The 25,703-nt window shown below is 76.0% G+C and carries 21 protein-coding genes and 1 tRNA gene; 13 read left to right on the forward strand and 9 right to left on the reverse strand.

Going from position 1 to position 25,703, the window contains the following annotated elements:
* Nucleotides 1-109 precede the first annotated feature (109 nt).
* On the reverse strand, nucleotides 110-1,288 hold the full coding sequence (locus ACI789_RS15435) for a PucR family transcriptional regulator (protein WP_457010258.1): 1,179 nt from the start codon (nucleotides 1,286-1,288) through the stop codon (nucleotides 110-112).
* A 79-nt stretch (nucleotides 1,289-1,367) separates the two neighbouring features.
* Here ACI789_RS15435 and ACI789_RS15440 point away from each other — a divergent pair, with 79 nt between their 5' ends.
* The 3 genes from ACI789_RS15440 to ACI789_RS15450 are packed head-to-tail and all read left to right on the forward strand — an operon-like array spanning nucleotide 1,368 to nucleotide 3,817.
* A complete protein-coding gene (locus ACI789_RS15440) occupies nucleotides 1,368-2,057 on the forward strand; it encodes a phosphatase PAP2 family protein (protein ID WP_457010259.1) in 690 nt (229 codons plus the stop codon).
* Complete coding sequence (locus tag ACI789_RS15445; RefSeq protein ID WP_457010260.1) at nucleotides 2,054-2,584, forward strand: pirin family protein; 531 nt, start codon at nucleotides 2,054-2,056, stop codon at nucleotides 2,582-2,584. Before ACI789_RS15440 ends, ACI789_RS15445 begins: the two co-directional genes overlap by 4 nt.
* Nucleotides 2,585-2,611: 27 nt before the next feature.
* Entirely contained in the window at nucleotides 2,612-3,817 is a 1,206-nt protein-coding gene (locus tag ACI789_RS15450; RefSeq protein ID WP_457010261.1) for a M20 metallopeptidase family protein, read from the forward strand.
* 33 nt (nucleotides 3,818-3,850) lie between these two features.
* On the opposite strand, the gene ACI789_RS15455 is transcribed toward ACI789_RS15450, so the two are convergent.
* Both ACI789_RS15455 and aceE read right to left on the reverse strand, forming a co-directional pair.
* Nucleotides 3,851-4,780 carry an FAD-dependent oxidoreductase gene (locus tag ACI789_RS15455; RefSeq protein ID WP_457010262.1) on the reverse strand — a complete coding sequence of 310 codons (930 nt, stop codon included), beginning with the start codon at nucleotides 4,778-4,780 and terminating at the stop codon, nucleotides 3,851-3,853.
* 93 nt (nucleotides 4,781-4,873) lie between these two features.
* A complete protein-coding gene (gene aceE / locus ACI789_RS15460; protein WP_457010263.1) occupies nucleotides 4,874-7,675 on the reverse strand; it encodes a pyruvate dehydrogenase (acetyl-transferring), homodimeric type in 2,802 nt (933 codons plus the stop codon).
* Nucleotides 7,676-8,030: 355 nt separating this feature from the next.
* Here aceE and ACI789_RS15465 point away from each other — a divergent pair, with 355 nt between their 5' ends.
* From ACI789_RS15465 to ACI789_RS15480, 4 genes are all read left to right on the forward strand, one after another.
* Nucleotides 8,031-8,456: a DUF3052 domain-containing protein gene (locus ACI789_RS15465; protein ID WP_456912902.1), complete on the forward strand. Its 426-nt coding sequence runs from the start codon at nucleotides 8,031-8,033 to the stop codon at nucleotides 8,454-8,456.
* Between the two features lie 97 nt (nucleotides 8,457-8,553).
* Entirely contained in the window at nucleotides 8,554-9,015 is a 462-nt protein-coding gene (locus ACI789_RS15470; RefSeq protein ID WP_457010264.1) for a peroxiredoxin, read from the forward strand.
* 79 nt (nucleotides 9,016-9,094) lie between these two features.
* Nucleotides 9,095-9,166, forward strand: a tRNA-Val gene (locus ACI789_RS15475).
* Nucleotides 9,167-9,267: 101 nt separating this feature from the next.
* A complete protein-coding gene (locus tag ACI789_RS15480) occupies nucleotides 9,268-10,050 on the forward strand; it encodes a bestrophin-like domain (protein ID WP_457010265.1) in 783 nt (260 codons plus the stop codon).
* A 12-nt stretch (nucleotides 10,051-10,062) separates the two neighbouring features.
* Here ACI789_RS15480 and ACI789_RS15485 read toward each other — a convergent pair whose 3' ends face one another.
* Complete coding sequence (locus ACI789_RS15485; RefSeq protein WP_457010266.1) at nucleotides 10,063-10,875, reverse strand: esterase/lipase family protein; 813 nt, start codon at nucleotides 10,873-10,875, stop codon at nucleotides 10,063-10,065.
* A 224-nt stretch (nucleotides 10,876-11,099) separates the two neighbouring features.
* On the opposite strand from ACI789_RS15485, the gene ACI789_RS15490 reads away from it, so the two are divergent.
* On the forward strand, nucleotides 11,100-12,008 hold the full coding sequence (locus ACI789_RS15490) for an alpha/beta fold hydrolase (protein ID WP_457010267.1): 909 nt from the start codon (nucleotides 11,100-11,102) through the stop codon (nucleotides 12,006-12,008).
* A gap of 1 nt (nucleotide 12,009) precedes the next feature.
* Here ACI789_RS15490 and ACI789_RS15495 read toward each other — a convergent pair whose 3' ends face one another.
* From ACI789_RS15495 to ACI789_RS15510, 4 genes are all read right to left on the reverse strand, one after another.
* Nucleotides 12,010-13,008, reverse strand: a complete 999-nt coding sequence (locus ACI789_RS15495; protein ID WP_457010268.1) for an NAD-dependent epimerase/dehydratase family protein — start codon at nucleotides 13,006-13,008, stop codon at nucleotides 12,010-12,012.
* Nucleotides 13,009-13,046: 38 nt separating this feature from the next.
* On the reverse strand, nucleotides 13,047-14,447 hold the full coding sequence (locus tag ACI789_RS15500) for a WS/DGAT/MGAT family O-acyltransferase (protein ID WP_457010269.1): 1,401 nt from the start codon (nucleotides 14,445-14,447) through the stop codon (nucleotides 13,047-13,049).
* A gap of 68 nt (nucleotides 14,448-14,515) precedes the next feature.
* Entirely contained in the window at nucleotides 14,516-15,469 is a 954-nt protein-coding gene (locus ACI789_RS15505) for an alpha/beta fold hydrolase (protein WP_457010270.1), read from the reverse strand.
* 18 nt (nucleotides 15,470-15,487) lie between these two features.
* Entirely contained in the window at nucleotides 15,488-17,461 is a 1,974-nt protein-coding gene (locus ACI789_RS15510; protein ID WP_457010271.1) for an FUSC family protein, read from the reverse strand.
* A 113-nt stretch (nucleotides 17,462-17,574) separates the two neighbouring features.
* Between ACI789_RS15510 and ACI789_RS15515 the strand changes: the two genes are divergently transcribed.
* From ACI789_RS15515 to ACI789_RS15525, 3 genes are all read left to right on the forward strand, one after another.
* On the forward strand, nucleotides 17,575-19,947 hold the full coding sequence (locus ACI789_RS15515) for an ATP-binding protein (protein ID WP_457010272.1): 2,373 nt from the start codon (nucleotides 17,575-17,577) through the stop codon (nucleotides 19,945-19,947).
* 97 nt (nucleotides 19,948-20,044) lie between these two features.
* Complete coding sequence (locus ACI789_RS15520; RefSeq protein WP_457010273.1) at nucleotides 20,045-21,424, forward strand: NAD(P)/FAD-dependent oxidoreductase; 1,380 nt, start codon at nucleotides 20,045-20,047, stop codon at nucleotides 21,422-21,424.
* Nucleotides 21,425-21,770: 346 nt separating this feature from the next.
* Nucleotides 21,771-23,375: a DUF222 domain-containing protein gene (locus ACI789_RS15525; RefSeq protein ID WP_457010274.1), complete on the forward strand. Its 1,605-nt coding sequence runs from the start codon at nucleotides 21,771-21,773 to the stop codon at nucleotides 23,373-23,375.
* Nucleotides 23,376-23,442: 67 nt separating this feature from the next.
* Here ACI789_RS15525 and ACI789_RS15530 read toward each other — a convergent pair whose 3' ends face one another.
* Nucleotides 23,443-24,327 (reverse strand): nucleoside hydrolase, encoded by an 885-nt coding sequence (locus ACI789_RS15530; protein ID WP_457010275.1) that lies wholly within the window; start codon nucleotides 24,325-24,327, stop codon nucleotides 23,443-23,445.
* A gap of 183 nt (nucleotides 24,328-24,510) precedes the next feature.
* On the opposite strand from ACI789_RS15530, the gene ACI789_RS15535 reads away from it, so the two are divergent.
* Together ACI789_RS15535 and ACI789_RS15540 are read left to right on the forward strand one after the other, a co-directional pair.
* Nucleotides 24,511-25,362 carry a Nif3-like dinuclear metal center hexameric protein gene (locus ACI789_RS15535; protein ID WP_457010276.1) on the forward strand — a complete coding sequence of 284 codons (852 nt, stop codon included), beginning with the start codon at nucleotides 24,511-24,513 and terminating at the stop codon, nucleotides 25,360-25,362.
* A 41-nt stretch (nucleotides 25,363-25,403) separates the two neighbouring features.
* On the forward strand, nucleotides 25,404-25,700 hold the full coding sequence (locus ACI789_RS15540; protein WP_456920178.1) for a DUF3311 domain-containing protein: 297 nt from the start codon (nucleotides 25,404-25,406) through the stop codon (nucleotides 25,698-25,700).
* Nucleotides 25,701-25,703: the final 3 nt, after the last annotated feature.

Here is a 25,703-nt window from a genome sequence, read left to right on the forward strand (position 1 = left end):
AACGGCACGAAACCACCGGGCTCCTCTTTGGAGGGTTCCTACAACGGAAGCCGGATCCCGGGCGCGTTCTGCGAGAGCCCGTGGTGGGAACCACACTGATCCGGACGGCTCAGTGCCAGAGGGAACGGTCCTCGTCGAGGGCGGCGAGGGCGAGGGCGACCTGCAGCGTCCAGCCCCCGCGGGGGTCGGTGGCCGACATGCCAGTGAGCTCGGTGGCCCGCCGCAGCCGGTACCGGACGGTGTTCGGGTGGACGAAGAGAGCCCGCGCGCTGGCCTCGAGGTTGCCGCCGCTGGCCAGCACCGCCCGGACCGTCTCCAGCACCTCGCCGCCGGCGGTCTGCAGCGGCAGCGCGACCCGCTCCCGCAGGGTGGCCCGCGCCGTGGGGTCGCCGTCCAGGGCGCGCTCGGGGAGCAGCGCGTCCGCGGGGACCGGGCGGGGCGCCCCGGGCCAGGCGCGCGCGGCGCGCAGGCCGGCGAGGGCGGCGGCGGCGGAGTCCCCGGCCCGGCCGAGCGCGTCGACGACCGGCCCGGTGACCACCGGTCCGGGGCCGAACTCGTCGCTGACCCGCTCGGCGACCGCCTCCAGGTCCTCGGTCCCGCCGAGGACGACGACCAGCTGGTCGGCGTGCACCCCGACGAGGACCTCGCTGCGCATCTGCCGTGCGGCCCGGCGGGTGGCGGCGTGCGCGTCCCCGTCCGGCGGGGCGGCTCCCACGACGACGGTGACCGGGCTCATCGCCGCCCAGCCCAGGGCCGAGGCCCGCCCGGACAGCTCCTCGGTGCGCTCGCCGCGGACCAGCGCGTCCACCACGAGCGCCTCGAGCCGCGCATCCCAGGCGCCCCGGCTCTCGGCGAAGGTCGCGTAGACGTGCGCCGTCGCGAAGGCGACCTCCCGGCTGAACTGCAGCACGGCCAGGCGCAGCGCGTCGGCGTCCCCCGGCTCGGCGACGGACTCCACGAAGTCGTCCATCACCTCCACGGTCACCTTGATCAGGTCCACCGTGTGCTTGAGGGGGACGACGCGGGCCAGCTCGCGCGGCGCGGCGCCGAAGACCTCGCCGGTCAGCCGCGGCGGCCGCGTCGGGGTGCGGCACCACTCGACGAGCGAGGCGATGCCGGCCTGCGCCACGAGCATCACCCACGAGCGCTGGTCGGCCGGCATGGTGCGGAACCAGGGGAGGACCTCGTCCATCCGCGCCACGGCGCGGGTGGCCAGGGAGCCGGAGGCACGCTCCAGCCGCCGCAGGGTCGCGGCGGACGGCGGGCGACGGTCGTCCCGGTCGAGCACGGACCCACCTTGTCACGGGGGTCGGACACCCCGGAGGGGCCGGTGGTCACGTCGTCCCCCGGTCGGGGACAGTGGGGACGTGGCGGTGCTCCGGGCGGACAGGGCGGGGACCGCCCGCCGGTGGGCGCTGGCCGCCGTCGGCGGGTGCGTCGCCGTGGTGGGCGCGCTCGGTGCCGGCGTGCTGGTGGGCTTCGCGCCGCAGGTCCGCCTGGACGAGGCGGTCAGCCGGGCGCTCTACGCCGGCGACGACCGCTCGGCGGCCACCGACCTGCTGCTCGAGGTGCTCACCACGCCCGGCGTGGTCTGGTTCCGGGTGCTGGTCTCCCTGCCGCTGCTCTTCTGGCTGGGGGCCCGTCGCGCCTGGTGGACGGCGGCCTTCGTGGTCGTCGCGAACGTGACCGTCAGCCCGCTCACCGTGCTGCTCAAGGACCTCGTCGGCCGGGTGCGGCCGGCGTTCGAGAACGGCGGGCTGCACTACGGCGGCCTGAGCTTCCCCAGCGGGCACTCCTCGGGCATCGCCACGCTCGTGACGGTCGCCGTGCTGCTGGCCTGGCCGCGGCTGGCGGCCCGCGGGCGCCGGTGGGCGGTCGCCGGCGGGGCGGCCCTCGTCGTGCTCGTCGGGCTGACCCGCATGTGGCTCGGGGTGCACTTCCTCTCCGACGTCGTCGGCGGCTGGGCGCTGGGGGTGGCCTGGACCCTCGCGCTCGCCCTGGCCTTCGGCGCGCTGCCCGGCGGCCGCGCCGCCCTGCCGCCCCGGGAGGGGGCGTGAGCCTGGAGTCGCAGGTGCTGCTGGAGCCCGACGACGGCTCGCTGGGGCCGCTGCTGCGGATGGCGCACGACCGGCTGACCGCCGGTGCGGGCTACGGCCGGCACCCGCACCGGGCGGTCGACGTCGTCGCCGTGGTGCTCGAGGGCTCGCTGCGGCACGGCTGGGGGGACGGCGCGGACATGGCCACCGGCGACGTGGCGGTGCTGCGGGCGGGGACCGGCCTGGAGCACGACGAGGTGGCGGGGGACGCCGGGGCCCGGGTGCTGCAGACCTACCTGCGCAGCGCCGCCCCGTCGTCCGCCCCCGCCCACGTCGTCCACCCGGCAGCCGACGGGTGGGTGGACCTCGCCCGCACCGACGCCCGGCTGTGGGTGGGCCGCGCCCCGAACGAGGTGCCGGCCGGGCTGCTCGTCGTCGTCACCCCCGACGGCGTGCGTGCGGAAGGGCAGGACGGGGGAGCGGTCGACGGGCCGGGCACCGCCCTGGTGTGGCAGCTGGACGCCTCCCGCCCGGCCTGGGCCTCGTAGGAGCACCGCCTCGGGCAGAGTGGGGGCATGCCGTCCTCCGCGCCCGAGTTGCTCGCCGCGGCCCGTGCCGACGCCGACCGCACCGTCGACCTGCGCCGTCGGCTGCACCGCCACCCCGAGATCGGGCTGCACCTGCCGACCACGCAGGCCGCCGTGCTGGCCGAGCTCGCGGAGCTGCCCGTGGAGGTGACGGTCGGGAAGACGACGAGCTCGGCGGTCGCCGTCCTGCGGGGGGCACGCCCGGGGCCGTCGTACCTGCTGCGCGCCGACATGGACGCCCTCCCCGTCCACGAGGACACCGGCCTGCCGTTCGCCTCCGAGGTGCCCGGGGCGATGCACGCCTGCGGCCACGACCTGCACGTCGCGATGCTCCTGGGCGCCGCCCGGCTGCTGGCCGAGCGCCGCGACGAGCTGGCCGGCCAGGTCGTGCTCATGCTGCAGCCGGGGGAGGAGGGCTTCCACGGGGCGCGGTACATGCTCGAGGAGGGGCTGCTGGACGCCGTCCCCGAGGCCCCGGTGTCCGGCGCGTTCGCGCTGCACGTGTTCGCCACCCAGCCCAGCGGCGTCGTCAGTGTGCGCCCGGGGCCGATGATGGCCGCCGCCGACCACTGGCTGGTGACCGTCCGCGGCCGCGGCGGCCACGCGTCGATGCCGCACGCGGCGGCCGACCCGGTGCCGGTCGCGGCGGAGATCGTGCTGGCGCTGCAGGCGGCGGTGACCCGGCGGGCGCCGGTCTTCGACCCGGCGGTGCTGACCGTGGCCCACCTGTCGGCCGGGTCGACCGACAACGTCATCCCCGACACGGCGTTCCTGGAGGGGACCATCCGCACGCTGTCGGGGGAGCGGCGGGCGGACATGGTGGCGTCGGTGCGCCGGGTGGCCGAGCACGTGGCCGCCGCGCACGAGATGACCGTGGACTTCGAGCACCGCCGCGGTTACCCGGTGACGGTGAACGACGCCGCGGTGGCCGAGCGGGTGGGGGCGACGTCGGCGGCGCTGCTCGGCGCCGACCGCAGCGTGCTCGCCCGGGAGCCGCTCATGGGCGCGGAGGACTTCGCCTACGTGCTGGAGCGGGTGCCCGGCGCGATGGCCTTCCTCGGCGCCTGCCCGCCGGGGGAGGACCCGGCCACGGTCGCGGGCAACCACTCCAACCTCGTCGTGTTCGACGAGGACGTGCTGCCCGACGGCGCCGCCCTCTACGCCGCGATGGCGCTGGAGGCCCTCCCCGCCTGATCGGAGTGCCACGGCGCGGAGAACGCGCCCCTGCTACTCCGCTGCGACCAGGGCGGCCACGTCGGCGGCGCAGCCCCAGGAGAGGGTGACCCCCGAGCCGCCGTGCCCGTAGCAGGCGACCACCGGGCGGCCCTCCACCTCGATCCGCTCGAGCCGCACGGTGGGCCGGCCCGGCCGCAGCCCGACGGCGCGGGAGAGCACCGGCGCGTCGGCCAGCGCGGGGACCAGCGCCCGCGCCCGCGCCAGCAGCGCCGCCTCGACGTCGGGGTCCGGGTCGGTGCCGGTGGCCCCCTCCACCGCGGTGCCGCCGCACACGACGTCCGACCCGCGCGGGATCACGTAGGTGAGGCCGGCGGGGTCGTCCTCGTCCAGCACCCAGCCGGGCAGCCCCGGGTCGGCCAGCCGGACCACCTGCCCCTGCACCGGCGTCAGGGTGTCGTCGCCGACCAGCTCGCCGGAGGCCAGGCCGGCGGCCAGGACGACGACCTCCCCGGGGACGTCGGCCAGCCGCTGCACCCGGCCCGGGACGACGTTTACCCCCGCCGCCCGGCAGGCGCCGACCAGCCAGGGCAGGTAGCGGCCCATGTCGGCCACCGGCAGGGTGCAGCGGGTGCCGCCGGTCGCTCCCGGCGGCAGCTCCTCGGGGCGGGCCGGCCGGTGCCCCGGCACGGCCGGTGCCCACCACAGGTCCGGCTCCGGGGTGCGGTGCACCACCGTCCCGGGCCGCACCGCGACACCGGTCGCCGGGTCTTCGGCGAGCCGGGTGAGGACCGCCAGCGTCGCCGCGCCCCAGCGCAGCACGGCGTCCGCCGGGGCGGCCCGGTAGGGGAACCACAGGGCCGCGGCCAGCGCCGAGGTGGTCGCCTCCGGCGGGTCCGCGGTGTGCACCCGCACCCGGGAGCCGGCGCGGGCCAGCTCCAGGGCGCAGGTCAACCCCACCACCCCGCCGCCGACGACGGCCACGGACGGGCCGTCGTCAGCGAGGGGCAGGACCTGGACCCCCTTGCAGGGTCCCGCCGCGAGCGTGCGAGTGGCGGGGGGCAAGGAGGTCCTTCCTCACGTGGCCGGGCTGGGGTCGGACCGCTCCTCCTCCGGCGCGGCCTGCACGTCCCGGACCTGGTACTTCTCCACCGCCTGCCGGACGACGTCGCGGTCGACCTCGCCGCGCTTGGCCAGCTCGCCGAGGGTGCGGACGACGATCGACTCGGCGTCCACGTGGAAGTGCCGCCGCAGCGCCGGGCGGGTGTCGGACAGGCCGAACCCGTCGGTGCCCAGCGTCGCCATCCCGCCGGGCACGTACGGCGCGATCAGGTCGGGCACCGCCCGCATCCAGTCCGACACCGCCACGACCGGCCCCGGGGCGTCCTGCAGCTGCTGCGTGACGTAGGGGACCTGCGGCTCCTCCTCCGGGTGCAGGAGGTTGTGCTCGTCGGCCTCGTCGGCCTGCCGGCGCAGCTCGGTCCAGGAGGTCACCGACCACACGTCGGCCGAGACACCCCAGTCGTTCGCCAGCAGCTCCTGCGCCCGCAGCGCCCACGGCACCGCGACGCCGGAGGCGAGCACCTGCGCCTTGGGGCCGTCGCCCTGCCCGGGGGCGTACCGGTACATGCCCGCGAGCAGGCCCGCCACGTCCAGGCCCTCCGGCTCGGCCGGCTGGCTGTAGGGCTCGTTGTAGACGGTCAGGTAGTAGATGACGTCGGGGCTGCGCGAGCCACCCAGCGGGGCGCCCGGGTCCTCGCCGTACATCCGGGCCAGGGCGTCCTTGGTGATGTGCCCGACCTCGTAGCCGAACGCCGGGTCGTAGGTGACGACGGCGGGGTTGGTGTGCGCCAGCAGGATCGAGTGGCCGTCCTCGTGCTGGAGGCCCTCGCCGTTGAGCGTCGTCCGGCCGGCGGTGGCGCCGAGCAGGAACCCGCGGGTCATCTGGTCGGCGGCGGCCCAGAAGGCGTCGCCGGTCCGCTGGAACCCGAACATCGAGTAGAAGATGTAGATCGGGATCATCGGCTCGCCGTGGGTGGCGTAGGACGTCCCGACGGCGGTGAACGACGCCGCGGAGCCGGCCTCGTTGATGCCCTCGTGCAGGATCTGGCCCTGCTCGGACTCCTTGTACGCCAGCATCAGCTCGCGGTCGACCGCGGTGTAGCGCTGCCCGTGCGGCGAGTAGATCTTCTGCGTCGGGAACAGCGAGTCCATGCCGAAGGTGCGCGCCTCGTCGGGGATGACCGGCACGAACCGCGGGCCCAGCTCCTTGTCCTTGAGCAGCTCCTTGAGCAGGCGGACGAACGCCATCGTCGTCGCCACCTCCTGCTTGCCCGAGCCGCGGCGCAGGACCTCGAACGCCTTCTCCTCCGGCGCCTTGAGCGTCTTGAACTCCGACCGGCGCCGCGGGACCGCCCCGCCCAGGGTCCGGCGCCGCTCGAGCATGTACTGCATCTCGTCGGAGTCCGGCGCGGGCTTGTAGTACGGCGGCAGGGTCTTGTCGAGCGCCTCGTCGGGGATGGGCAGGTAGAGCCGGTCGCGGAAGGCGGCGAGGTCCTCCGCGGTCAGCTTCTTCATCTGGTGGGTGGAGTTGCGGCCCTCGAAGTGGCTGCCCAGCGTCCAGCCCTTGATGGTCTTGGCGAGGATGACCGTCGGCTGCCCCTTGTGCTCCACCGCGGCCTTGTAGGCGGCGTAGAGCTTGCGGTAGTCGTGCCCGCCGCGGGAGAGCGCCCAGATCTCCTTGTCGCTCATGCTCTCGACGAGCTTGCGGGTGCGCGGGTCACGGCCGAAGAAGTGCTCGCGCACGAAGGCGCCGTCCTCGGCCTTGTACGTCTGGTAGTCCCCGTCCGGGGTGACGTTCATGAGGTTGACCAGCGCGCCGTCGCGGTCGGCGGCCAGCAGCGGGTCCCACTCCCGGCCCCAGATCACCTTGATGACGTTCCAGCCGGCGCCCCGGAAGAACGACTCGAGCTCCTGGATGACCTTGCCGTTGCCGCGCACCGGACCGTCGAGCCGCTGCAGGTTGCAGTTGATGACGAAGGTGAGGTTGTCCAGCTCCTCGCGGGCGGCCAGGCCGATGGCGCCCAGCGACTCCGGCTCGTCCATCTCGCCGTCGCCGAGGAAGGCCCACACGTGCTGGTCTGAGGTGTCCTTGACGCCCCGCGAGTGCAGGTAGCGGTTGAACCGCGCCTGGTAGATCGCGTTGATCGGGCCCAGGCCCATCGAGACGGTGGGGAACTCCCAGAAGTCCGACATCAGCCGCGGGTGCGGGTAGCTCGACAGCCCGCCGCCGGGGTGGCTGACCTCCTGGCGGAACCCGTCCATCTGCTGCTCGGACAGCCGGCCCTCGAGGAAGGCGCGGGCGTAGATGCCGGGGGAGGCGTGCCCCTGGAACCAGATCTGGTCGCCGCCGCCGGGGTGGTCCTTGCCGCGGAAGAAGTGGTTGAAGCCGACCTCGTACAGGGAGGCCGACGACGCGTAGGAGGAGATGTGGCCGCCGACGGCGATCCCCGGCCGCTGGGCGCGGTGCACCATGATCGCGGCGTTCCAGCGGATGTACGCGCGGATGCGCCGCTCCACGTGCTCGTCGCCGGGGAACCACGGCTCGCGCTCGGGCGGGATCGTGTTGATGTAGTCGGTGCTGCGGAGGGACGGGACGCCGACCTGCTGCTCGCGGCTGCGCTCGAGCATGCGGAGCATCAGGTAGCGGGCTCGCCCTCGGCCGCCGTTCTCGATGGCCGCGTCCAGCGACTCCAGCCACTCCTGGGTCTCGTCGGGATCGATGTCGACCAGCTGGCTGGGCAGCCCGTTGGTGATGACCGCTCGGGCCTGGCTGGCATCGCGGGCGGGGTCGCCGTCCGGCTGCTGCGGTGCGCTCATGCGCACATCGTCTCTCTTCGCTTCCCTCCACGTCACGCGGAGGCTCACATGTCGGGACGGCGGGTCGGAACGACGCCGTCCTTCGAGCGCTTGCACCTGACCAGGCATGCCCTACGCTTCCGCCATCGCCGGCCGGGTACACCGGGCGGTCGAGCGCCCCAAGCACCAGGGGCAGGGAGACCGGAACGGACGGAAGGGGTGACATGACCAGGCTGCGGGGACCGTTCCCGCCGGTCGTGTCCGCCGCCCGCCGTCTCCCCGTGCGCACCAGGACTTCCCCAGGAACCCACCGCCGGACAGGGCACGATCGTGCGCACCGGCCACCAGCCCCGAAACCGATGGAGGAACAGCAGGGATGAGCGTCGACTCGGGCAGCGCCAGCATGGCGGCCCGGCTGGGCATCAAGCCGGGCATGGTCGTGCAGGAGCTCGGCTGGGACGAGGACGCCGACGAGGACCTGCGGGACTCCATCGTCGAGGTGTCCGGCGGCGAGATGGTCGACGAGGACACCGACGAGGTGGCCGACGTCGTCCTGCTGTGGTGGCGCGAGGACGACGGCGACCTGTTCGACGCCCTCACCGACGCGCTGGCCTCCCTCGCCGACGACGGCGTGGTGTGGCTGCTGGTCCCCAAGTCGGGGCGGCCAGGGCACGTGGAGCCCAGCGACGTCACCGAGGTCGCGCCCACCGCCGGGCTGACCCAGACCAGCAGCGTCTCCGCGGCCAAGGACTGGTCGGGGATCCGCCTGGTCACCCCGAAGACCGCCCGCTCCCGCCGCTGAAGGAGGACCCCTCGCCCCCCCACCACTCGCAGGCTCGCGCCGGGGCCCTGCGAGGGGGCCGTTCCAGCCCGTCACCACGTGGGGCACGATCGGGTCCATGAGCCTCACCGTCGGCGACGTCGCGCCCGAGTTCAGCCTCCCCGACCAGGACAAGCAGGTCGTCTCCCTCGCCGAGCTGCGGGGCACCCCCGTCCTGCTGGTCTTCTACCCCTTCGCCTTCTCCGGCATCTGCACCGGCGAGCTGTGCCAGCTTCGCGACGAGCTGGCCACCTACACCGACGCCGGCGTGCGGGTGCTGGCGATCAGCACCGACCCGGTCTTCAGCCTCAAGGCGTTCAAGGCGCAGGAGGGCTTCGACTTCCCGCTGCTGTCGGACTTCTGGCCGCACGGTGCGGTGGCGCAGGCCTACGGCGTCTTCAACGAGAAGGCCGGCATGGCGGTGCGCGGCACGTTCCTCGTCGACGCCGAGGGCACGATCGCCTTCGCCGAGGTCAACCAGCCCGGCGACGCCCGCGCGCAGCAGGGGTGGAAGGACGCGGTGGCGGAGCTCGCCGCCTAGTCCGACGGGGTGGGGTGGCCGGACGCGCCGGCTGCTCCGCCCCGTCCCGGCGCCCGGGGCCACATACCCTGGGTGAGCGGGGCGCGTAGCTCAGCGGGAGAGCTCTCGCCTTACAAGCGAGCGGTCGCAGGTTCGATCCCTGCCGCGCCCACCCCCGTGCCCGGCTCAGGGTCGATGGTCCCTGGGCCGCTCCTTCGGGTACTCCCTAGTGTCGCTGGACGCGCCCGCGGTCGCCCACCCGGGGAGGTCCCCGTGGCCGACGAGTTGCTCAACATGCCCACCTGGGTGGTCTTCGTCCTGCTGGTGGTCGTCCTGCCCGCCGTCGTGCTGCTCATGCAGTGGGGGATCCGCCGCCGGTGGCCGGCTCTGGCGGAGGGCGACCACAACGAGGTGGTCGGGTTCATCATCGCGGTCGTCGGCGTCATCTACGCCGTGCTGCTCGCGTTCGTGGTGATCGTCGCCTGGGAGAACTTCACCTCGGCGGAGCGGATCGTGGGGCAGGAGGCCAGCGCCCTGCGCGGCATCTACCGGCAGAGCCTCGCCTTCCCCCCGGGGACGCAGGAGGAACTCGGCGCCCTGGTCCGGCAGTACGCGGACGGGGTCATCGAGCTGGAGTGGCCGCAGATGGGCGAGGGGGAACCGGGGGACCCGCGGCTGGGTGACGTCCTGGACGGGATGACGAGCGCGATCGCCGCGGCGCCCGCGGCCACGCCGGCCCAGCAGGAGTTCGTCGGGGCCGAGGCCGAGCGGCTGGCCGAGCTGGTGAGCCTGCGCAGCCAGCGGCTCGACTACGTGGACCGCACCATCCCCGCGGTGCTGTGGATCGCGCTGATCGTCGGCGCGGTCGTGACCATCGGCTTCGCCCTGCTCTTCGGCCTCCGGCGGGCGGCGCTGCACGCCCTGATGCTCGCCAGCCTGTCGGCCCTCGTCGGCGTCCTGCTGTTCGTGGCGGTCGAGATGGACCACCCGTTCTCCGGCGGCGTCAAGATCGCCCCCGAGCCGTTCGAGCGGGTGCTGGTGGACTTCGACCCCTGACCGGCCGGGGGGTCAGGCGGCCGCGGCGCGCCGCGGGGACGAGGGGACGTCGGGGCGCGGGAAGGCCGGGCGCAGGAACAGCGGTGCCCGGAACGGCCGCCAGCCGCCCTCCGGCTGCGCCAACCGGTCGGCGATCGCCCAGATCGCCGCCGGGTGGTGGCCCAGACCGAGATGGCTGGCCAGGACGGCGATGTTCTCGCAGCGCTCGCCGGGGGTGTCCAGGCAGGTCTGCCAGTGCACGATCCCGTCGAAGTGCGAGTAGATCGACGTGGCCGGCACCGTCAGCGGGCTGTCGTCGGACTCCAGCGGCAGGGTCCGGTGCTCGACGTGCAGGTGCGAGTACCGGTCGAAGGCCCGCGACGCCCGGCTCTGGCTGTGCCGGGCGAGACGGAACGGGGTGCCCAGGGTAATCACCTGCCGGACCGAGTCCGGCGTCCGGCGGGCCAGGTCGCGGGCGAAGATGCCGCCCAGGCTCCAGCCCACGAGGCTCACCGGGCGGCCGTGGCGGTCGCTGAGGTCGTCGAGCCGGTCGCGCATCCCCTCGACGCAGGCCGCGGTGGGGCCGATGTTGCGCCCCAGCCGCCAGCCGTGCACGCGGTAGCCGAGGTGGCGCAGCACCGAGCGCAGGGCGCGGGTCGAGGTGTCGTCGGCGAGCAGGCCCGGCAGGACCAGCACCGGGTGCCCGTCCCCCTTCGGCAGCCGCTGCATCAGCGGGCGGGCGGCGAGGAACAGCCCGAAGTCGGCCGCACCGCGTGCCGGCTCGGTGAGGTAGAGCGGCAGAGCCGGGCCGTCACCCCGGAACCGTTCCCCCTGCGGTCGCGACACGTCGTCCTCCTCGCCGTCGTGGCCCTCCTGGGCCCTGCTGCTCGGTACCACTCTGCGAGGGCGGTCACACCTGACTGTTGCGACGCGCTGGACGAGCGGCCGGTGGCTGTGGCCCTCGTCACAGGAAACGCACAGGCCCCACGCGTCGTGCCCGCGGGTCGCGTGGCGGCCCGGGCGTGCTCGGGAGAGCGTGGAGCGCGGTCCGAGCCGGCGGGAGGGGTGTCGTGGGAACCGAGGACGACGGACTGCGCGGGCGCAGCCGCACCGTGGACCTCGACGGTCCGGTGCACTGCGTCGACTACGCCGGGAACGACGCCGGCCCGACCGTCGTCCTGGTGCACGGCCTGGGCGGCTCGCACCTGAACTGGGACCTGTTCGCCCCGCTGCTCACCCCGCACGCCCGGGTGCACGCGCTGGACCTGCCCGGCTTCGGGCGCAGCGAGCCCGGGCACCGGGTGGCCTCGGTGCGGGCCAACGTGGCCGTCCTCGACCGGTTCGTCCGCGAGGTCGTGGGTGGCCCGGTGGTGCTCGTCGGCAACTCGATGGGCGGGATGATCTCGATCCTCGAGGCGGCGCGGTCGCCGGCGAAGGTCTCCGGGCTGGTGCTGGTCGACCCCGCGGTCCCCGGGCCGCGCGGCCGCCCCGACCCGCGGACCGTGCGCACGTTCCTCGCCTACGCGCTGCCCGGCGTGGGGGAGCGGTACCTGGCCGCCCAGCGCCGCCAGCGCGGGGCGCGGGGGTCGGTCCTGGACATGCTGGAGCTCTGCGGCGTCGACCCGGCCGCCGTGCCGCCGCAGCTGATCGAGCGCTCGGTGGAGCTGGTCGACCAGCGGCAGGACGTCGCCGGCATGGACCGGGCCTTCCTCACCGCGGCCCGGTCGCTGCTCCTGCTGCTGGCCGACCCGCGCCTGCTGCGCCGGGCGATGGCGGGCATCGAGGTGCCGGTGCTGCTCGTGCACGGGGACCGCGACCGGCTGGTGCCGGTCAGCGCGGCGCGGGACGTCGCCCGCCGGCACCCGCGGTGGCAGTACCTGGAGATGGCCGACGTCGGGCACGTGCCGCAGCTGCAGTGCCCCGAGCAGCTGGCCGAGCACGTCCTCGACTGGCTGCCGGCCGTCGTCCGCAGCCGGTGACTCAGGCCAGCGTGGCCCGCAGCGCCTCCAGCCCGGTGTAGCGGGGCCGCCAGTCCAGCAGCTCCTTGGCGCGGGAGGTGTCCATGATCGCCGGGCGGCTGGCCGCCTCCACCCACTCGGCGGCCGGCGGCAGGAACGGCAGCCGGGTCACCGCCCGGGCGGCCAGCTCGGCGGGACCGGCCGGCACCGGGATGGGCAGCCCGCCGAACTCCCGGACGACGTCGACGGTGGTCAGGACGCCGTCCCCGGCGACGTTGTAGGCCCCGGGCGGGCCGGCCGCGACGACGCACTGCAGCAGGGCGCTGCCGACGTCGTCCTCGTGGACGACCTGCAGGGGGAACTCGGGCGCGAGCACCGGCACCGGGACCGGCAGCCGCCGCGGCCGGGCGAACAGTCGGCGGCCCAGCGGCGCGAGCGGGCCGGGGAGCACGTCCTTGGCGCCCACGGCGTTGGGCCCCAGCACCACCGACGGGCGCAGCAGGTACAGCCCGAGGTCCGGCGTGGCGGCGGCCTCGGCGGTGAGCAGGTGCTCGAGCTCGGCCTTCTCCTGGGCGTAGAACAGCCGGGCCGCTGGGCGCACCGGCCAGTCCTCGGGGATCCGCTCGGGGTTGTCCCGGTGCCACCCGTAGGCGGCGACCGACGAGGCGTACACGAACCGGCGCGCGCCAACGGCCGCCGCGGCGCGGAAGGCGTTGAGGGTGCCGTCGACGTTGATCGCCCGGGTGGTCCGCCGGGAGGCGTTGCCCGTGACGAGGAAGGCCAGGTGGACGACGACGTCGGCGCCGTCGAGGGCCTCGCGCAGCGCGCCGAGGTCCCGGACGTCGCCGCGCCGGTAGGTCAGCTTCGTCCAGCCGCGCTCGGCCGGGTCGAACGGACGGCGCGCGATGCCGACCACCCGGCCGATCCGGTCGTCGGCCTCCAGCAGCGGCACCAGACCCGCGCCGAAGGTGCCGGTGGGACCGGTGACGGCGACGGTCAGGTCTGTCTCGCGGGCGGCCACGCCGACCGGCTACCCGACCCGCCGACGCGCCAACCCGCTCAGCCCGCGGCGGCGCTCCTCCCGGCGGCGACGAGCTCGTCCACGCCGCGCCGGATGCCCCCGGCCAGGACGTCGACGTCGGGGAAGGCGTCGAAGTCGGCGTTGATGCCGAAGGTCATCGTGTCCAGGTAGCTGAAGATGCCGATCGAGACGCGGGTGCCGCCGGCGATCGGCACGTAAGCGTGCGCGGAGCACATCCGCCGGCCGAGCACGTAGAGCGGGATCCGCGGCCCGGGCACGTTGGTGGTCACCGCCTGGTACCACGTCGAGGACGCCGCCACGCCGGCGCGCACGCCCAGGGCCAGGAGCGTGGGGGCCACGAAGTCGCCCATCGCGATGATCGAGCGGGCGTCGACGGCCGACATGAGCCGCTTGTGCTCGTCCATCTGCCGCCGGACCGACGCCAGCCGCGCCATCGGGTCGGGCTCGGCCACGGGCAGGTCGACGAACACCGGGGCCACCCGGTTGCCCAGCGTGCCCCGCTCACCGGCCTGGCGGACCGACACCGGCACCATCGAGCGGACGACCAGCCCCTCGGCGAGGGCCCCGCGCCGCTCCAGCAGGTCGCGGAAGCCGCGGGTGATCGCGGTCAGGACGAGGTCGTTGACCGTGCCGCCCAGCGCCCGGCGCGCGCCCTTGAGCTCCTCGAGCTGCGCCTGGGTCCAGGCCCAGCGGCGGTGCGGGCCGATGGGGCCGTTGAGCGAGCGCGCGGTGCGGGTGGTGACCTGCCGGGCGACGGTCGGCACGTTGGCGGCCAGCGAGCGGCCGGACCTCAGCGCCCCCTTGGTCGCCGTGCGGACCCCGCCGAGCCGGGGCAGCCGGGAGAGCTCGCGCAGCGGGTGGGTGACGGCGTCCTGGACGGCGCCGGCCACCACCTCGACGGTCGACGGGGAGCGCTGCGGCGTCCAGTCCGCCGGCTCCGGGTGGGCGGCGTCCGGGGACAGGTCGAAGACCAGCTGCATCAGGTCGGTGCCGGCGATGCCGTCGACCATGCAGTGGTGCACCTTGGAGATCAGGGCCCAGCGGCCCTCGGCCAGCCCCTCGACGAGGTAGAGCTCCCACAGCGGCTTGGCCAGGTCGAGCCGCTGGCCGAGGACCCGGCCGGCCAGGTTGCGCAGCTGCTCGTCGCCGCCCGGCTGCGGCACGGCGGTGTGCCGCACGTGGTAGAGGATCTGGAAGTGCGGGTCGTCGACCCACAGCGGGCGACCCAGGTCCATCGGCACCCGGCGGACCCGCTGCCGGTAGCGCGGCACCAGCGGCAGCTTGGCCAGCAGCAGCCGGACGACGTCCCCGTAGGACGGCGCCGGCCCCTCGAACACCGCGACCGCCCCCACGTGCAGCGGGGTGTTCTCGCTCTCCGCGAAGTAGAAACCGGCGTCGGTCGGGCTCAAGCGGTCCACGGTCAGCTCCTCGGTGCGAGACGGACGGCGACAGCCGACCACGCGGTCGCGAGCGCGTCCACCGGACCTCACCCTGCCCGGCGGTGCTCCAGGCCGGACTCCACCCGCTCGAGCAGCTGCAGGAACGCCGCGTCGACGACCTCTCGGCGGGTGAGGTTCACGCTGTGGCCCGCGCCGGGGACGACGACCAGCTCGGCCGAGGCGCCGATGCCGGCGGCCAGCCGGTGCCCGTGGTCGACGGGGGTGAGCCGGTCGTGGGTCGCCGCGACGACGGTGACCGGGACCCGGCCCAGCACGGGCAGCGCCGCGGACTCGTCGTGCTCGAGGAAGGTCGCGTAGAAGGCCATCGTGACCGGCAGCGGCGTCTCCTCCAGCAGCTCCTGGACCATCCGCACCTGCGTCGGGTCGGCGTCGTCCCGGCCGAACAGGTAGCGGCGGGTGTACCAGCGGCCGATCGCCGTCCCGCGCCGGCGGAACCGCTCCAGCAGCGGCGCGAGCGCCTGCAGCAGGCGCAGGTAGGCGGGCAGCAGGCCGAGCCGGCGCAGGAGGCGGACGCCGAGGCCCACCAGGCCGGTGCGCACCAGCCCGCCGGCGGAGGTGGCGAGCAGGAAGACGCCCACCACCCGGTCGCCGAACAGCTCCGGGCGCTGCCGTGCCAGGGCCAGGATGCTCATCCCGCCCATCGAGTGCCCGGCCAGCACCACCGGACCGGCGGGGACGACGGCGTCGAGCACCTGGCCGAGGTCGCGGCCGGTGCGGTCGATCGTCGCCCGGGTCAGCGGCGTCCACCCGGACCGGCCGTGGCCGCGCTGGTCCCACAGCACCAGGCGGGCCCGGGAGCGCAGGGTCGCCCGCTGCAGGGCCCACTCGGCCAGCCGGGCGGTGAACCCGTGGCTGAGGACGACGGTCAGCGGGCTCGCCGCCTCCCCGTCCACCTCGACGTGCAGGTCGACGCCGTCGTCGGTGCGGACGGTGCGCGACCCGGGCGGAGGCGGGCCGGGTGGCTGAGGGGTGGCGGTCACCGGGTCATCGTCCGCTGGTCAGTCCTCGTCGGCCCGCGGGCGGCCGGGGGCGGCGTCGCGGACCAGCCGGCGGGCGGCGTCCACCTCGCGGGCGACCGGGGCGAGCACCCCGTCGGCGTGGATCTCGGCGTCGTCCGGGGGCCGGTGCGCGCGGATGTCGGCCTCCAGCTCGCGGATCGCCCGGCGCAGGACGGCGACCTGCGCGAGGTCGGGCGCGGGCTCGCCGTGCCGGGTGGCGATGACGGCCTCGGTGACCGCGTCCGACGTCCGCTCCAGCTGCACGATGACCGGCCAGAACGCCGCCGCGCGGGTGCTGACCGGCGGCGGCTCGGCCAGCCGGCGCTGCAGCTGGGTGTGCAGCTCGGTGAGCGCGCGGTAGCTCCGCCGCCGGGCCCGGCGGCGCTCGGCGGGGCTGCCGGTGAAGGCCGCCTCCACGAAGGCGTCGAGGGCGAGGGCGGCGGCGCGCAGCGCCTCGTCGAGCGGCGCCCGCCAGGTCTGCGGCCACAGCAGGTAGCCGAAGACCAGCACGATGGCGCAGCCGATCAGGGTGTCGAGCAGGCGCGCGCCGACCAGGCCCGGCCCGCCGGGCAGGGCGAGGTCGAGCAGCAGGATGATCACCGGCGTCTGGAAGACGGAGAACAGGCCGAAGTTGGCGTTGCGCGCCCACGGCAGCAGCGCCGCCGCGGCGGCCATGGCGACCAGCACCCAGGCGTTGCGGGGCAGCACCGCCAGCAGCAGCGAGCCGATGAGGACGCCGAGCAGCGTGCCCGCGCCGCGCTGCACGGCCCGGGTGAAGACCGAGCCGAAGTCGGGCTTGAGCACGATCGCGACGGTCAGCAGCACCCAGTAGGGGCGCTGGATGGGCAGGTACTGGCGGGCGACCTCGGCGATCGTCATGCACAGCGCCAGGCGGACGGCGAACGCCCGGCTGTCGGGGCTGCCCACGGTGCGGTCGACGAGGTCGCGCAGCCGCGTCCGCAGGTCCGGACGGAGCGGGGGCACCGCGGCACCGGCCCGCTCCTCGGGGTCGCCGACGACGTTCCACGCCAGCCGGATCCCGTGGCGCACCGCGCGCCGGGTGGGCTCGCCGGACTCGAGGGGCTCCGGGCGCTGCTCGGGGAGCTCGCGTCCGGGGTCGACGGCGGCGGCGAGGGCGTGGACCGCGGTGATGTCGTGCGGGTCCGCCGGCACCCCGGCGCGGACGGCGGCGACCGTGCCCTCCACCAGCGGTGCCGCCGCGTTGAGCACCCCCGCCAGCTCGGAGAGCTCCTTGCTCCGCCCGGCGGTGTGGCTGCGGCTGCGGATCACCCGGTCGTAGGCGGCGTTGAGCGCGGTGGTGAGGTCGCGGCGGGCCTCCTCGGTGCCCGGCGTCCCGACGGCGGAGAGCAGCTCGCCGATGCGGGTGAAGACGGTGGCGACCGCCGTCCGGTCGGGGTCGGCGGTCTCGGTGGCGTACTGCACCAGCGTGGTCAGCGTCGCCCAGGCCGCGCCGGCGACGAAGAAGCCGACCTCCGCGGCCGCCGGCAGCGGCGTGGTCAGGCCCGAGCCCAGGGCCGTGTAGACCAGCAGCTGGAGTGCGCCGAGGGAGAGCGCCGCGTTGACCGCGCTGATCAGCGCGGCCAGTGCGGACATGACGGCGATGACCAGGACCGGCAGCCAGCCGCCGCCGGAGGCGTACTGCCCGACGACCAGCCCGACGCCGCCGAAGACGGTGGCCGCGGCGGTGCGGCGGAGCCGGTCGCGCAGCGGCCCCGCCTGCGGGGCGAGGCTGCCCGCCAGCGCGCCGGTGGTCGCGAAGACGCCGGCGCCGAGGACCGGTCCCGGCTCGATCCCGCCCTCGACGGCGACGGCCACCGCCAGCGGAGCGGGGATGGTGACGGCGAAGCGGACGACGTCGCGCCAGGGGACCGGGGGAGGCGTGGTCCGCACCAGCTCCTCGAGCCAGGCCGGCGCCCGCAGCCCCCTCTCCGCCACGGCTCCCGAGCTTTCCATCCCGCCAGTTCACCCGCGCCCGCCGGCACTCGGCCCCGCTCCGCCACGGTGCGCTCGACTCCGCCGTTCCGTTACGGCTTGGCCGCGCCCGCCGACAGGGGCAGGCTGGTGGTGTGCCTGGGGAGGCGCCGCTGGTCGCGGCGGCGCGGGGGAGGGCCGCGGAGCACGGCGGCACCACCGCGCTGCCCGTTCCCCTGGCCTCCCTGGTCGGTCGCGCCGCCGACCTGGAGACCGTGGCCGGGCTGCTGCGCCGCGCCCGGCTGGTCACCCTCGTCGGGGCCGGCGGGTGCGGCAAGACCCGCCTGGCGATCGCCGCCGCGCAGCGGGAGCGGCAGCGGGGGACGGCGGTGGCCTGGTGGCCGCTGGACCCGCTGCGGGAACCGGCCCTGGTCGCGCCGTCCCTGGCCACGGCCCTGGGCCTGGCGCACAGCCGGGCCGACACCGCCGCGCTGGCCGGTGCGCTCGGCGACCGGGAGGTCCTGGTGGTGGCCGACAACTGCGAGCACCTGGCCGCTGCGGTCGCCGACCTGGTGCTGGCCCTGCTGCCGGCCTGCCCGGGTGTGCGGGTGCTGGCGACCAGCCGCCAGGCCCTGGAGGTCGCGGGGGAGCACGTGTGGGAGGTCCCGCCGCTGGGCCTGCCGGCCTCCACGGACAGCGACGCGGTCCGTGCCGCCCCGGCGGTGCAGCTGTTCCAGGAGCGGGCGGCCGCGTCCGGCGCGGCGCTGTCCGCCGAGGACCTCCCGGTCGTCGGGCGGCTGGTCCGCCGCCTCGACGGGATGCCGCTGGCCGTGGAGCTGGCCGCGGCCCGCACCGCGGTCATGGCGCCGGCCGAGCTCGACGAGCAGCTCGACGACGCGTTCCGCCTGCTCGTCGACGTCCGGCTCGGCGTCCCGCCGCGGCAGCGGACCCTGCACGCGACCCTGGCCTGGAGCCACGACCTGCTGGGGCCGGCCGAGCGCACGCTGTTCCGGCGGCTGGCGGTCTTCGCCGGCCCGTTCGACCGGGAGGCCGCCACCGCCGTCGCCGGCGACCTGGGGGCCGGTCCGGACGACGGCGTCCCCGCCGTGCTGGAGCGGCTGGTGCGCCGGCACCTGGTCCGGGTGCAGCCCGACGCGGGACGGCGCAGCCACCGGCTGCTCGAGCCGGTGCGCCAGTTCGCCGCCGCGCGGCTGGCCGAGTCCGGCGAGGCCGAGGAGGTGGCCTGGCGGCACGCCCGGCACCACCTGACCCTCGTCCGGCGGGTGGCCGCGGCGCTGCCCGGGCCCAACGGCGCCGGGGTGCAGCAGCGGACCCTCGACCACTTCGACTCGCGCAGCCCCGACCTGCGCGCCGCCCTGACCTGGGCGCGGCACACCCCCGGTCAGGCCGAGCTGCTGGTGGACCTGGTGGTGCCGCAGTGGTGGGTCTGGTGGCGCCTGGGCCGTTTCGCCGAGGGGCTCACCTGGCTCCGGGCGGCGCTCGACACCGGCGCCGGCCGGCCGGTCGAGCGCGCCGAGCTGCTGCACGGCCTGGGGTGGCTGGCCCGCCACCAGGACGCGCCGGAGGAGGCCCGGGCCGCGCTCACCGAGGCGCTGCGGCTCTACGACAAGCTCGGCAACGACACCGGCGCCTCCTTCGTGCTGCACCGGCTGGCCGCGCTGCGGCTCGACGCCGCCGTGCTCGCCGGGCCGCAGGCGCTGGCGGACGGCCGGGCGCTGGTCGAGGCCAGCGAGGCGCGGGCCCGGGCCGCCGGTGACGTCTGGGCGCTGGGCGCGGCGAGGTACTGGCACGGGTTGTTCGCGCTGACCGAGGGGGACGTCGACACCGCCACCCGGCTGCTCGTGGAGGCGCGCGGGGCGTTCGTGGTCGGCGGCGACCAGTGGGCCGTCGGGCGGACGACGGGGATGTCGGCGCTGGCCCTGATCCGGGCCGGACGCCTCCGGGACGCCGCCACGGTGCTGCGCGAGGCCGAGCGGACCGGCGCCGAGGTGCGCGATCGCTGGGGGCTGGCGCGCTGGGCGCTGCACGACGCCGAGTGGCACCTGCGGGACGGCGACCCGCGGGAGGCGGCCCGCGCGTGCGCGCGGTCGGCGGCCGGCTTCGCCGAGCTCGGCGACGGGCTGCGCGTCGTCGAGGTCGCCCGGGTCTGCGCCGACGCGCTCACCGCGCAGGGCCGCGCCGCCGAGGCCCTCCAGCTGCGGGCGACCGCTGACGCCGCCGCGGCGCGCCCCGGCTCGGGCGGTGCCCGGCTGGCCGACCAGGTCGCCGAGCTGGCCGCGACGCGCGCGCCACCGGAGGTCCTGACCGAGCCGCTGTCCGCCCGCGAGCTGGAGGTGCTCCGGCTGGTCGCGCAGGGCCGCACCGACGCGGAGGTGGCCCGGGCGCTGTTCCTCAGCGTGCGCACCGTGGGCGGCCACCTCGGCTCGGCCTACCGCAAGCTCGGTGTCCGGTCGCGGACGGCGGCCGTCCGGCGGCTCGCCGAGCTCGGGCTGGCGGCGGACGGGTAGTCGGTCGGGTAGTCCTACGCATCTGCCCGGCCGCTCCCGTCACGACGCTGGTGCGCGAGCGGCCGCCCGAGGGGAGGCGGCCCGACCGGAGGTGGTCATGTCCCTTCCTCACCCGGGCCGGCTGGACACCGCCGTCGTCATCGGGGCCGGGCTGGCGGGACTGCTGACGGCCCGGGTCCTGTCCGAGCACGTCGACCGGGTGGTGGTCCTCGACCACGACACGCTGCCCGAGGAGGCCGTCCCGCGGGGTGGGGCGCCGCAGTCGGCGCACGCGCACGCACTGCTGTCCCGTGGCCGGGCGGCCCTGGAGGACCTGTACCCCGGGCTGACCGCCGACCTGGTGGCGCGGGGAGCCGTCGTCGGGGACCCGCAGGCGGACTCCCGGTGGGTCAACGACGGCTACACGATGGCGTCCGGCCCCTCCGGGCTGATCGGGATCCTGCTCAGCCGGCCGCTCCTGGAGCGGGAGGTGCGCCGCCGGACCCTCGCCGACCCCCGCATCCAGCTGTACCAGCGGGTCGACGTCCGGACGCTGCTCCACGACGCCGACGGCCGGGTGCTCGGGGTCGCGGCGGTCGACTGGGACGGCGCCGGGCAGCGGATCCGGCACTGGGAGGCCGACCTCGTCGTCGACGCCAGCGGACGCACGTCGCGGACGCCGGAGTGGCTGGCCGCGCTCGGCTTCGAGCCCCCCGCGGAGGAGCGGGTGGAGGTCGACCTCGCGTACTCGACCCGGCACTACCGGCGCGAGCCCGGGCACCTGGACGGCGCCGTCGGGGCGCTCGTGTCCGCCTCGCCGGACTGCCCGCGGGGCGGCGGGCTGCTCGCGCAGGAGGGCGACCGGTGGATCTGCACCGTCGCCGGCTTCTTCGGGGACCGGCCGCCGGTCGACCCCGAGGGCTTCGAGGCCTACGCCGGGACGCTGCTCTCACCGCTGCTGCACGAGGTCGTCAGGTCCGCGGTGCCGCTGGACGACCCTCGGCGCTTCCGGTTCCCCGCCTCGGTGCGGCGGCGGTACGAGCGGCTGACGCGCGTGCCGCTGGGCCTGCTGGTCGTCGGGGACGCGATCTGCAGCTTCGACCCCGTGTACGGCCAGGGGATGACCGTGGCCGCCGTGGAGGCGCTCGCGCTCCGGGAGCTGCTCGCCGGAGGCCTGGACCGGCCCGGCCTCGCGGCGCAGTTCTGGCAGGTGGCGGCCACGACGATCGACAACCCGTGGCACATCGCCGTCGGCGGGGACATGCGGCTGCCCGGTTACCGCGGCCCGGTCGACCGGCGGACCCGGGTGGTCAACGCCTACCTGGCGAAGGTGCACCGTGCGGCCTCGTCCGACCCCGTGGTGGGGACGGCGTTCATGCGGGTGGCCCAGATGGAGGCGCCGCCGTCGAGCCTGATGACACCGGGGGTGATGGCGCACGTGCTGCGCGGGTCGCGGCGCGCCGTGTCGGGCTTAGAGGAGCTCGGGCTCCCCGCGTGAGGGAGGAGCTCGAGCTCCCCGCGTGAGGGCGGTGCCGCCGAGGCGACACGTCGGCAGGTCGACGTGTCGCCTCGGCGACTCCTCGCGCTGCGGTCCCTCCACCGTTGGCCGGGCTGGGTGATCGGTTCTCCGCCCGCGCTCTGGAGACTGGTCGAGCTCCGCGTCCGCCGGCTCCCGAGCCGGCGACGCGCGTTGTCTCCACGGGCGAGCGCAGCAGGGGCGGGTGCGCCGGCGGCATCCTGGAGATCGGTCGAGCTCGGGTCCGCTGGCTCGCGGTTCCGAGTTCTTCCCCGTTTTCCCTGCTCAGGGGCCCGAAACTGTCGTACCCCCGGCCTAGGTTGAGGGCGTGTTCGGTGGCAGCGGGTTCGGGGTGGGGCTGACGGTGGCCCCGCTGGAGCTGCCGGCCGGCGTGCCGGTGGACCCGGTGCCGGTGCAGTTGTCCGACGCGTTGCCGGTGCACGCCCGCAGCCCGGAGGAGAAGGCCGCCGAGCTGCAGCGCCTCCAGCAGCTCAAGGCGATGCTGGCCGCCTACGAGCTGGACCTGATCGCCGGATTGGCCGCCGACCGGCCCGACACGCACGACCGGCGGCCCGGCCGGCCCGGTGCTGCCGCGGACGCGCAGCGGGGGCCGGGGCAGCCGGCGGGTGTGTCGGAGTTCTTCGCCGACGAGTTGGCGTTGGTGCTCAACACCTCCCGCGCGGCGGCCACCGGCCTGATCGACCAGGCGGCGGCGTTGAGCGGAACGTTGCCGGGGACGCGGGCGGCGCTGGCGGAGGGGCGGCTGGACTGGCCGCGGGCCCGGGCGATCGCCGCCGAGCTGGGGTGGAAGGCGCGGGCCACCGATCCGCGCATCCTCGAAGAGGTGGAGGCCGCGGTGCTGCCCCGGGCCGGGGAGCTGTCGATCCGCCGGCTCAAGGCGCTGGTGGCCGCCGAGCTGACCGCCCGCGACGCCGCGGCCGCCGACCGGCGCCGCACGGACGCGCAGCGGGGGGCGAACGTGGTGGTGCGCCCGGTCGGGGATGGCATGTCGGAGCTGGTGGCCAAGATGCCGCACGAGCTGGCCACCGCCTGCCGCGCCGCCGTCGACGGCCTGGCGCGGGCGGCCAAGACCGCCGGCGAGGAGCGGCCACTCGGGATGCTGCGGGTGGGTGCGCTGGCCGATCTGGTGCTGCGCCCGTGGGAGGCCGGGCGGGAGCCGGTGACCGCGCAGCTGACCGTCACCGCCCCCCTCGACGCCCTCACCCCCGCCCGCTTCCTCGCCGACGGCGGCCCGGTGCCGGCGGCGTGGGCGCGGCCGGGCGCGGTGGCGGCGCCGACCGGTGAGGTCGACGGGCAGCCGATCACCGCCGCTCACCTGCGCGCACTGCTCGCCCAGTTGGACGCGGTCTGCCCCGGCGGGCTGCAGGCGCCGGCCGGCGGCACGCTGACCGTGGCGCTCACCGACGCCGCCGGCGGGCTGCTGGCCACCACCACCCGCGCCGAGATCGAACGGTTGGCCCGCCGCGGCTGCCCCACCCACCCCACCGGCGACTGCGCGTGCCCGCTGCTGGGCCGGCCCCCGGCGACCGACGGCTACGCGCCCACCGCCGCCCAGCGCCGCTGGCTGCAGGCCCGCGACCGCACCTGCCGCCACCCCGGTTGTGCCAACAAGGCCGGCTGGGCGGATCTGGACCACGTCACCCCGTACGGCTGCGGCGGACGCACCGCCTGCGAGAACCTGTGCTGCCTGTGCCGGCGCCACCACCGGCTCAAGACCTTCGCCTGCGGCTGGACCTACGCCCTGACCCCCGACGGCGCCCTCACCGTCACCACCCCCAGCGCCGTCACCCGCACCAGCCGGCCACCGGGCACCGACCGGCCAGCACTACCCCTCACCGGACCCCGCGTCCTCGCCCAACCCCCACCCCAGCCACCGGCGTCCGACCCCGCCGAGGACCCACCACCCTTCTAGGGCCTGCCCTCCGGCCCCCGCGTGCCCTGACTGCTCACCGTGGGAAGCCGCGGGTCGGCTGACCGCTTCACGCGGTCGGCCCCGCGGTACGTACCTGCTGGGCCTCGTGCCGGCGCAGCTTGGCGAGCATGTCGCCGAAGAGCAGCCGGACGTCGACGTCGGTGTAGACGCGGCGCTCGGCTCCGCCCTGTCCGGCCGAGGTGTCCGTGTGGGTGCTGGACTCGTCGCTCAAGGCCGTGACGAGCACCGGCGGGCTGTCCCCGAGAGGCCAGACGCCGCCGAGCTGCACCCACTCCGGCAGCGGCAGCTGGACGAACCGATCCCACAGCCACCGGCCGACCCGGCCGCTACCGGCGAGGTCGTGTTCCAGCTCGGCGACCGAGTAGGCGCACCGGCGGTAGGTCTCCAGCGGGAACTGCCAGATGGGCAGCTCCGGCCGGCCGAACACCAGGTCGGCGGCCTTCGGGTCGGTGTCCCGGTTGTACTCGAACGCCTCGGGCGCCAGCGCACCGCCGACCCACACCAGGGTCAGCCGTGAGGCGATGTCGGGCGCCTGCTCCAGCGCCGCGGCGACGTTGGTCAACGGGCCGGCGCAGACCAGGAAGAGGGGCAGGTCGTGGTCGCGCCGCGCCTCGGCGATGATTGCCGCAGACGCAGCCGAGGCCGAGCCACCGACCTCGAACGCCGCTTCCGCACCGACGTGCACCGGCGGCCTCGCCCGACCGTCGATGAGGTCGATCAGCTCCTGCGCCAGTCCTGCACCGCGCCGTGCGGTCGCCTCCAGCTCACCGAACACGGGGTTGAGGAAGGAACTGGTGATCGCGACGACCCGGTTGGTCGGCGACAGCAGGTGGTGGGCCAGCGCCACGAGCCCGTCGGGATCGCCGGCCCAGTCGTTGTCGACGACGACCCTGCACTGCTCGGCCAGCCGCAGCTGTCCTCCGTGGGCCATCGGCGTCCTCCTGCGGCGTGGGGGCGTGGGCACGGCCCGCACAGGATGGCCGGGACGGCGCCGTTCCCCCTACGCCCGTGCCAATGACCGGCAGGGCCGTCGCCCCACGCCGTCGCCCCACGCCGTCGCCCCACGTCGTCGCCCCACCGCGGGCCCCGACCGCGCCGACCTAGGCTGCGGCGGGTGACCGTGACCCTGGGGGAGGTCGTCGCCGCGCTCGAGGCGCGGTACGACCCCGCGCTGGCCGAGGACTGGGACGCCGTCGGGCTGGTCTGCGGTGATCCGGACGAGCCCGTGGAACGAGTCCTGTTCGCCGTCGACCCGGTGGCGGCCGTCGTCGACGAGGTGGTGCAGACCGGCGCCCAGCTGCTGGTCACCCACCACCCGCTGTTCCTGGGCGCCGTCCACGGGGTGCCGGCGAGCGACCCCAAGGGCCGGCTCGTGCACCGGCTGATCCGGGCCGGCGCCGGCCTCTTCGCGGCCCACACCAACGCCGACCGGGCACCCGACCACGGCGTCAACGACGCGCTGGCCGACGTCGTCGGGCTCACCGGCGCCGTCCCGCTGGAGCCGACGGCGGCCGACCCGCGCGCCGGCCTCGGCCGCGTCGGGCGGCTCCGCGAGCCGACGACCCTGCGCGCGTTCGCCGCCCGCGTCGCCGCCGTCCTGCCGGGCACCGCGGGGGGTGTCCGCGCCGCCGGCGACCCCGACCGGCGCATCGAGACCGTCGCGGTCTGCGGCGGCAGCGGGGGCTCGCTGCTCCCCGCCGCGGCGGCCGCCGGCGCCGACGTCCTCCTGACCAGCGACCTGCGGCACCACCCGGTCTCCGAGGCGCTCGAGAACAGCGGCCCGGCCCTGTGTGACGTGGCACACTTCGCCTCCGAGTGGCCCTGGCTGCCGGTCGCGGCGGACGTGCTGAACCGCGACCTGTCCGGGCGGGTGGAGGTGGCCGTCTCCCGGCGCCGCACCGACCCCTGGACGTGGCACGCCGCGGGCGACGGGGACCCGGCCGCGGCCGCGGCCGCGGCCGGCTGAGGCCCGAGGGGCGCTGCGAGCCCTCGGGGGAGGGGGTCGCGATGACCAGCACACCCACACCGCCCCCGGACGCCGGGGGACCGGGAGGCATCCCGCGTCGCAGCGACCGCAGCCCGTGGAACTGGTTGCTGCTCGTCCCGATCGTGCTGCCGCTGATCGTGCCGCTCTACAACCGCGTCGATCCGACCCTCTTCGGCTGGCCCTTCTTCTACTGGGCCCAGCTGGCGTTCGTCGCCGTGGGCGTCCTGACCACCGTCGCCGTCTACCGGGCGACCCGGCGGAGCAGGACCGAGCGGGACGCCGCCCGCGAGGCCCTCGCCCGGGACCGGGAGCGCTGAGCC

This window comes from Geodermatophilus sp. SYSU D00965 (genome assembly GCF_054050075.1).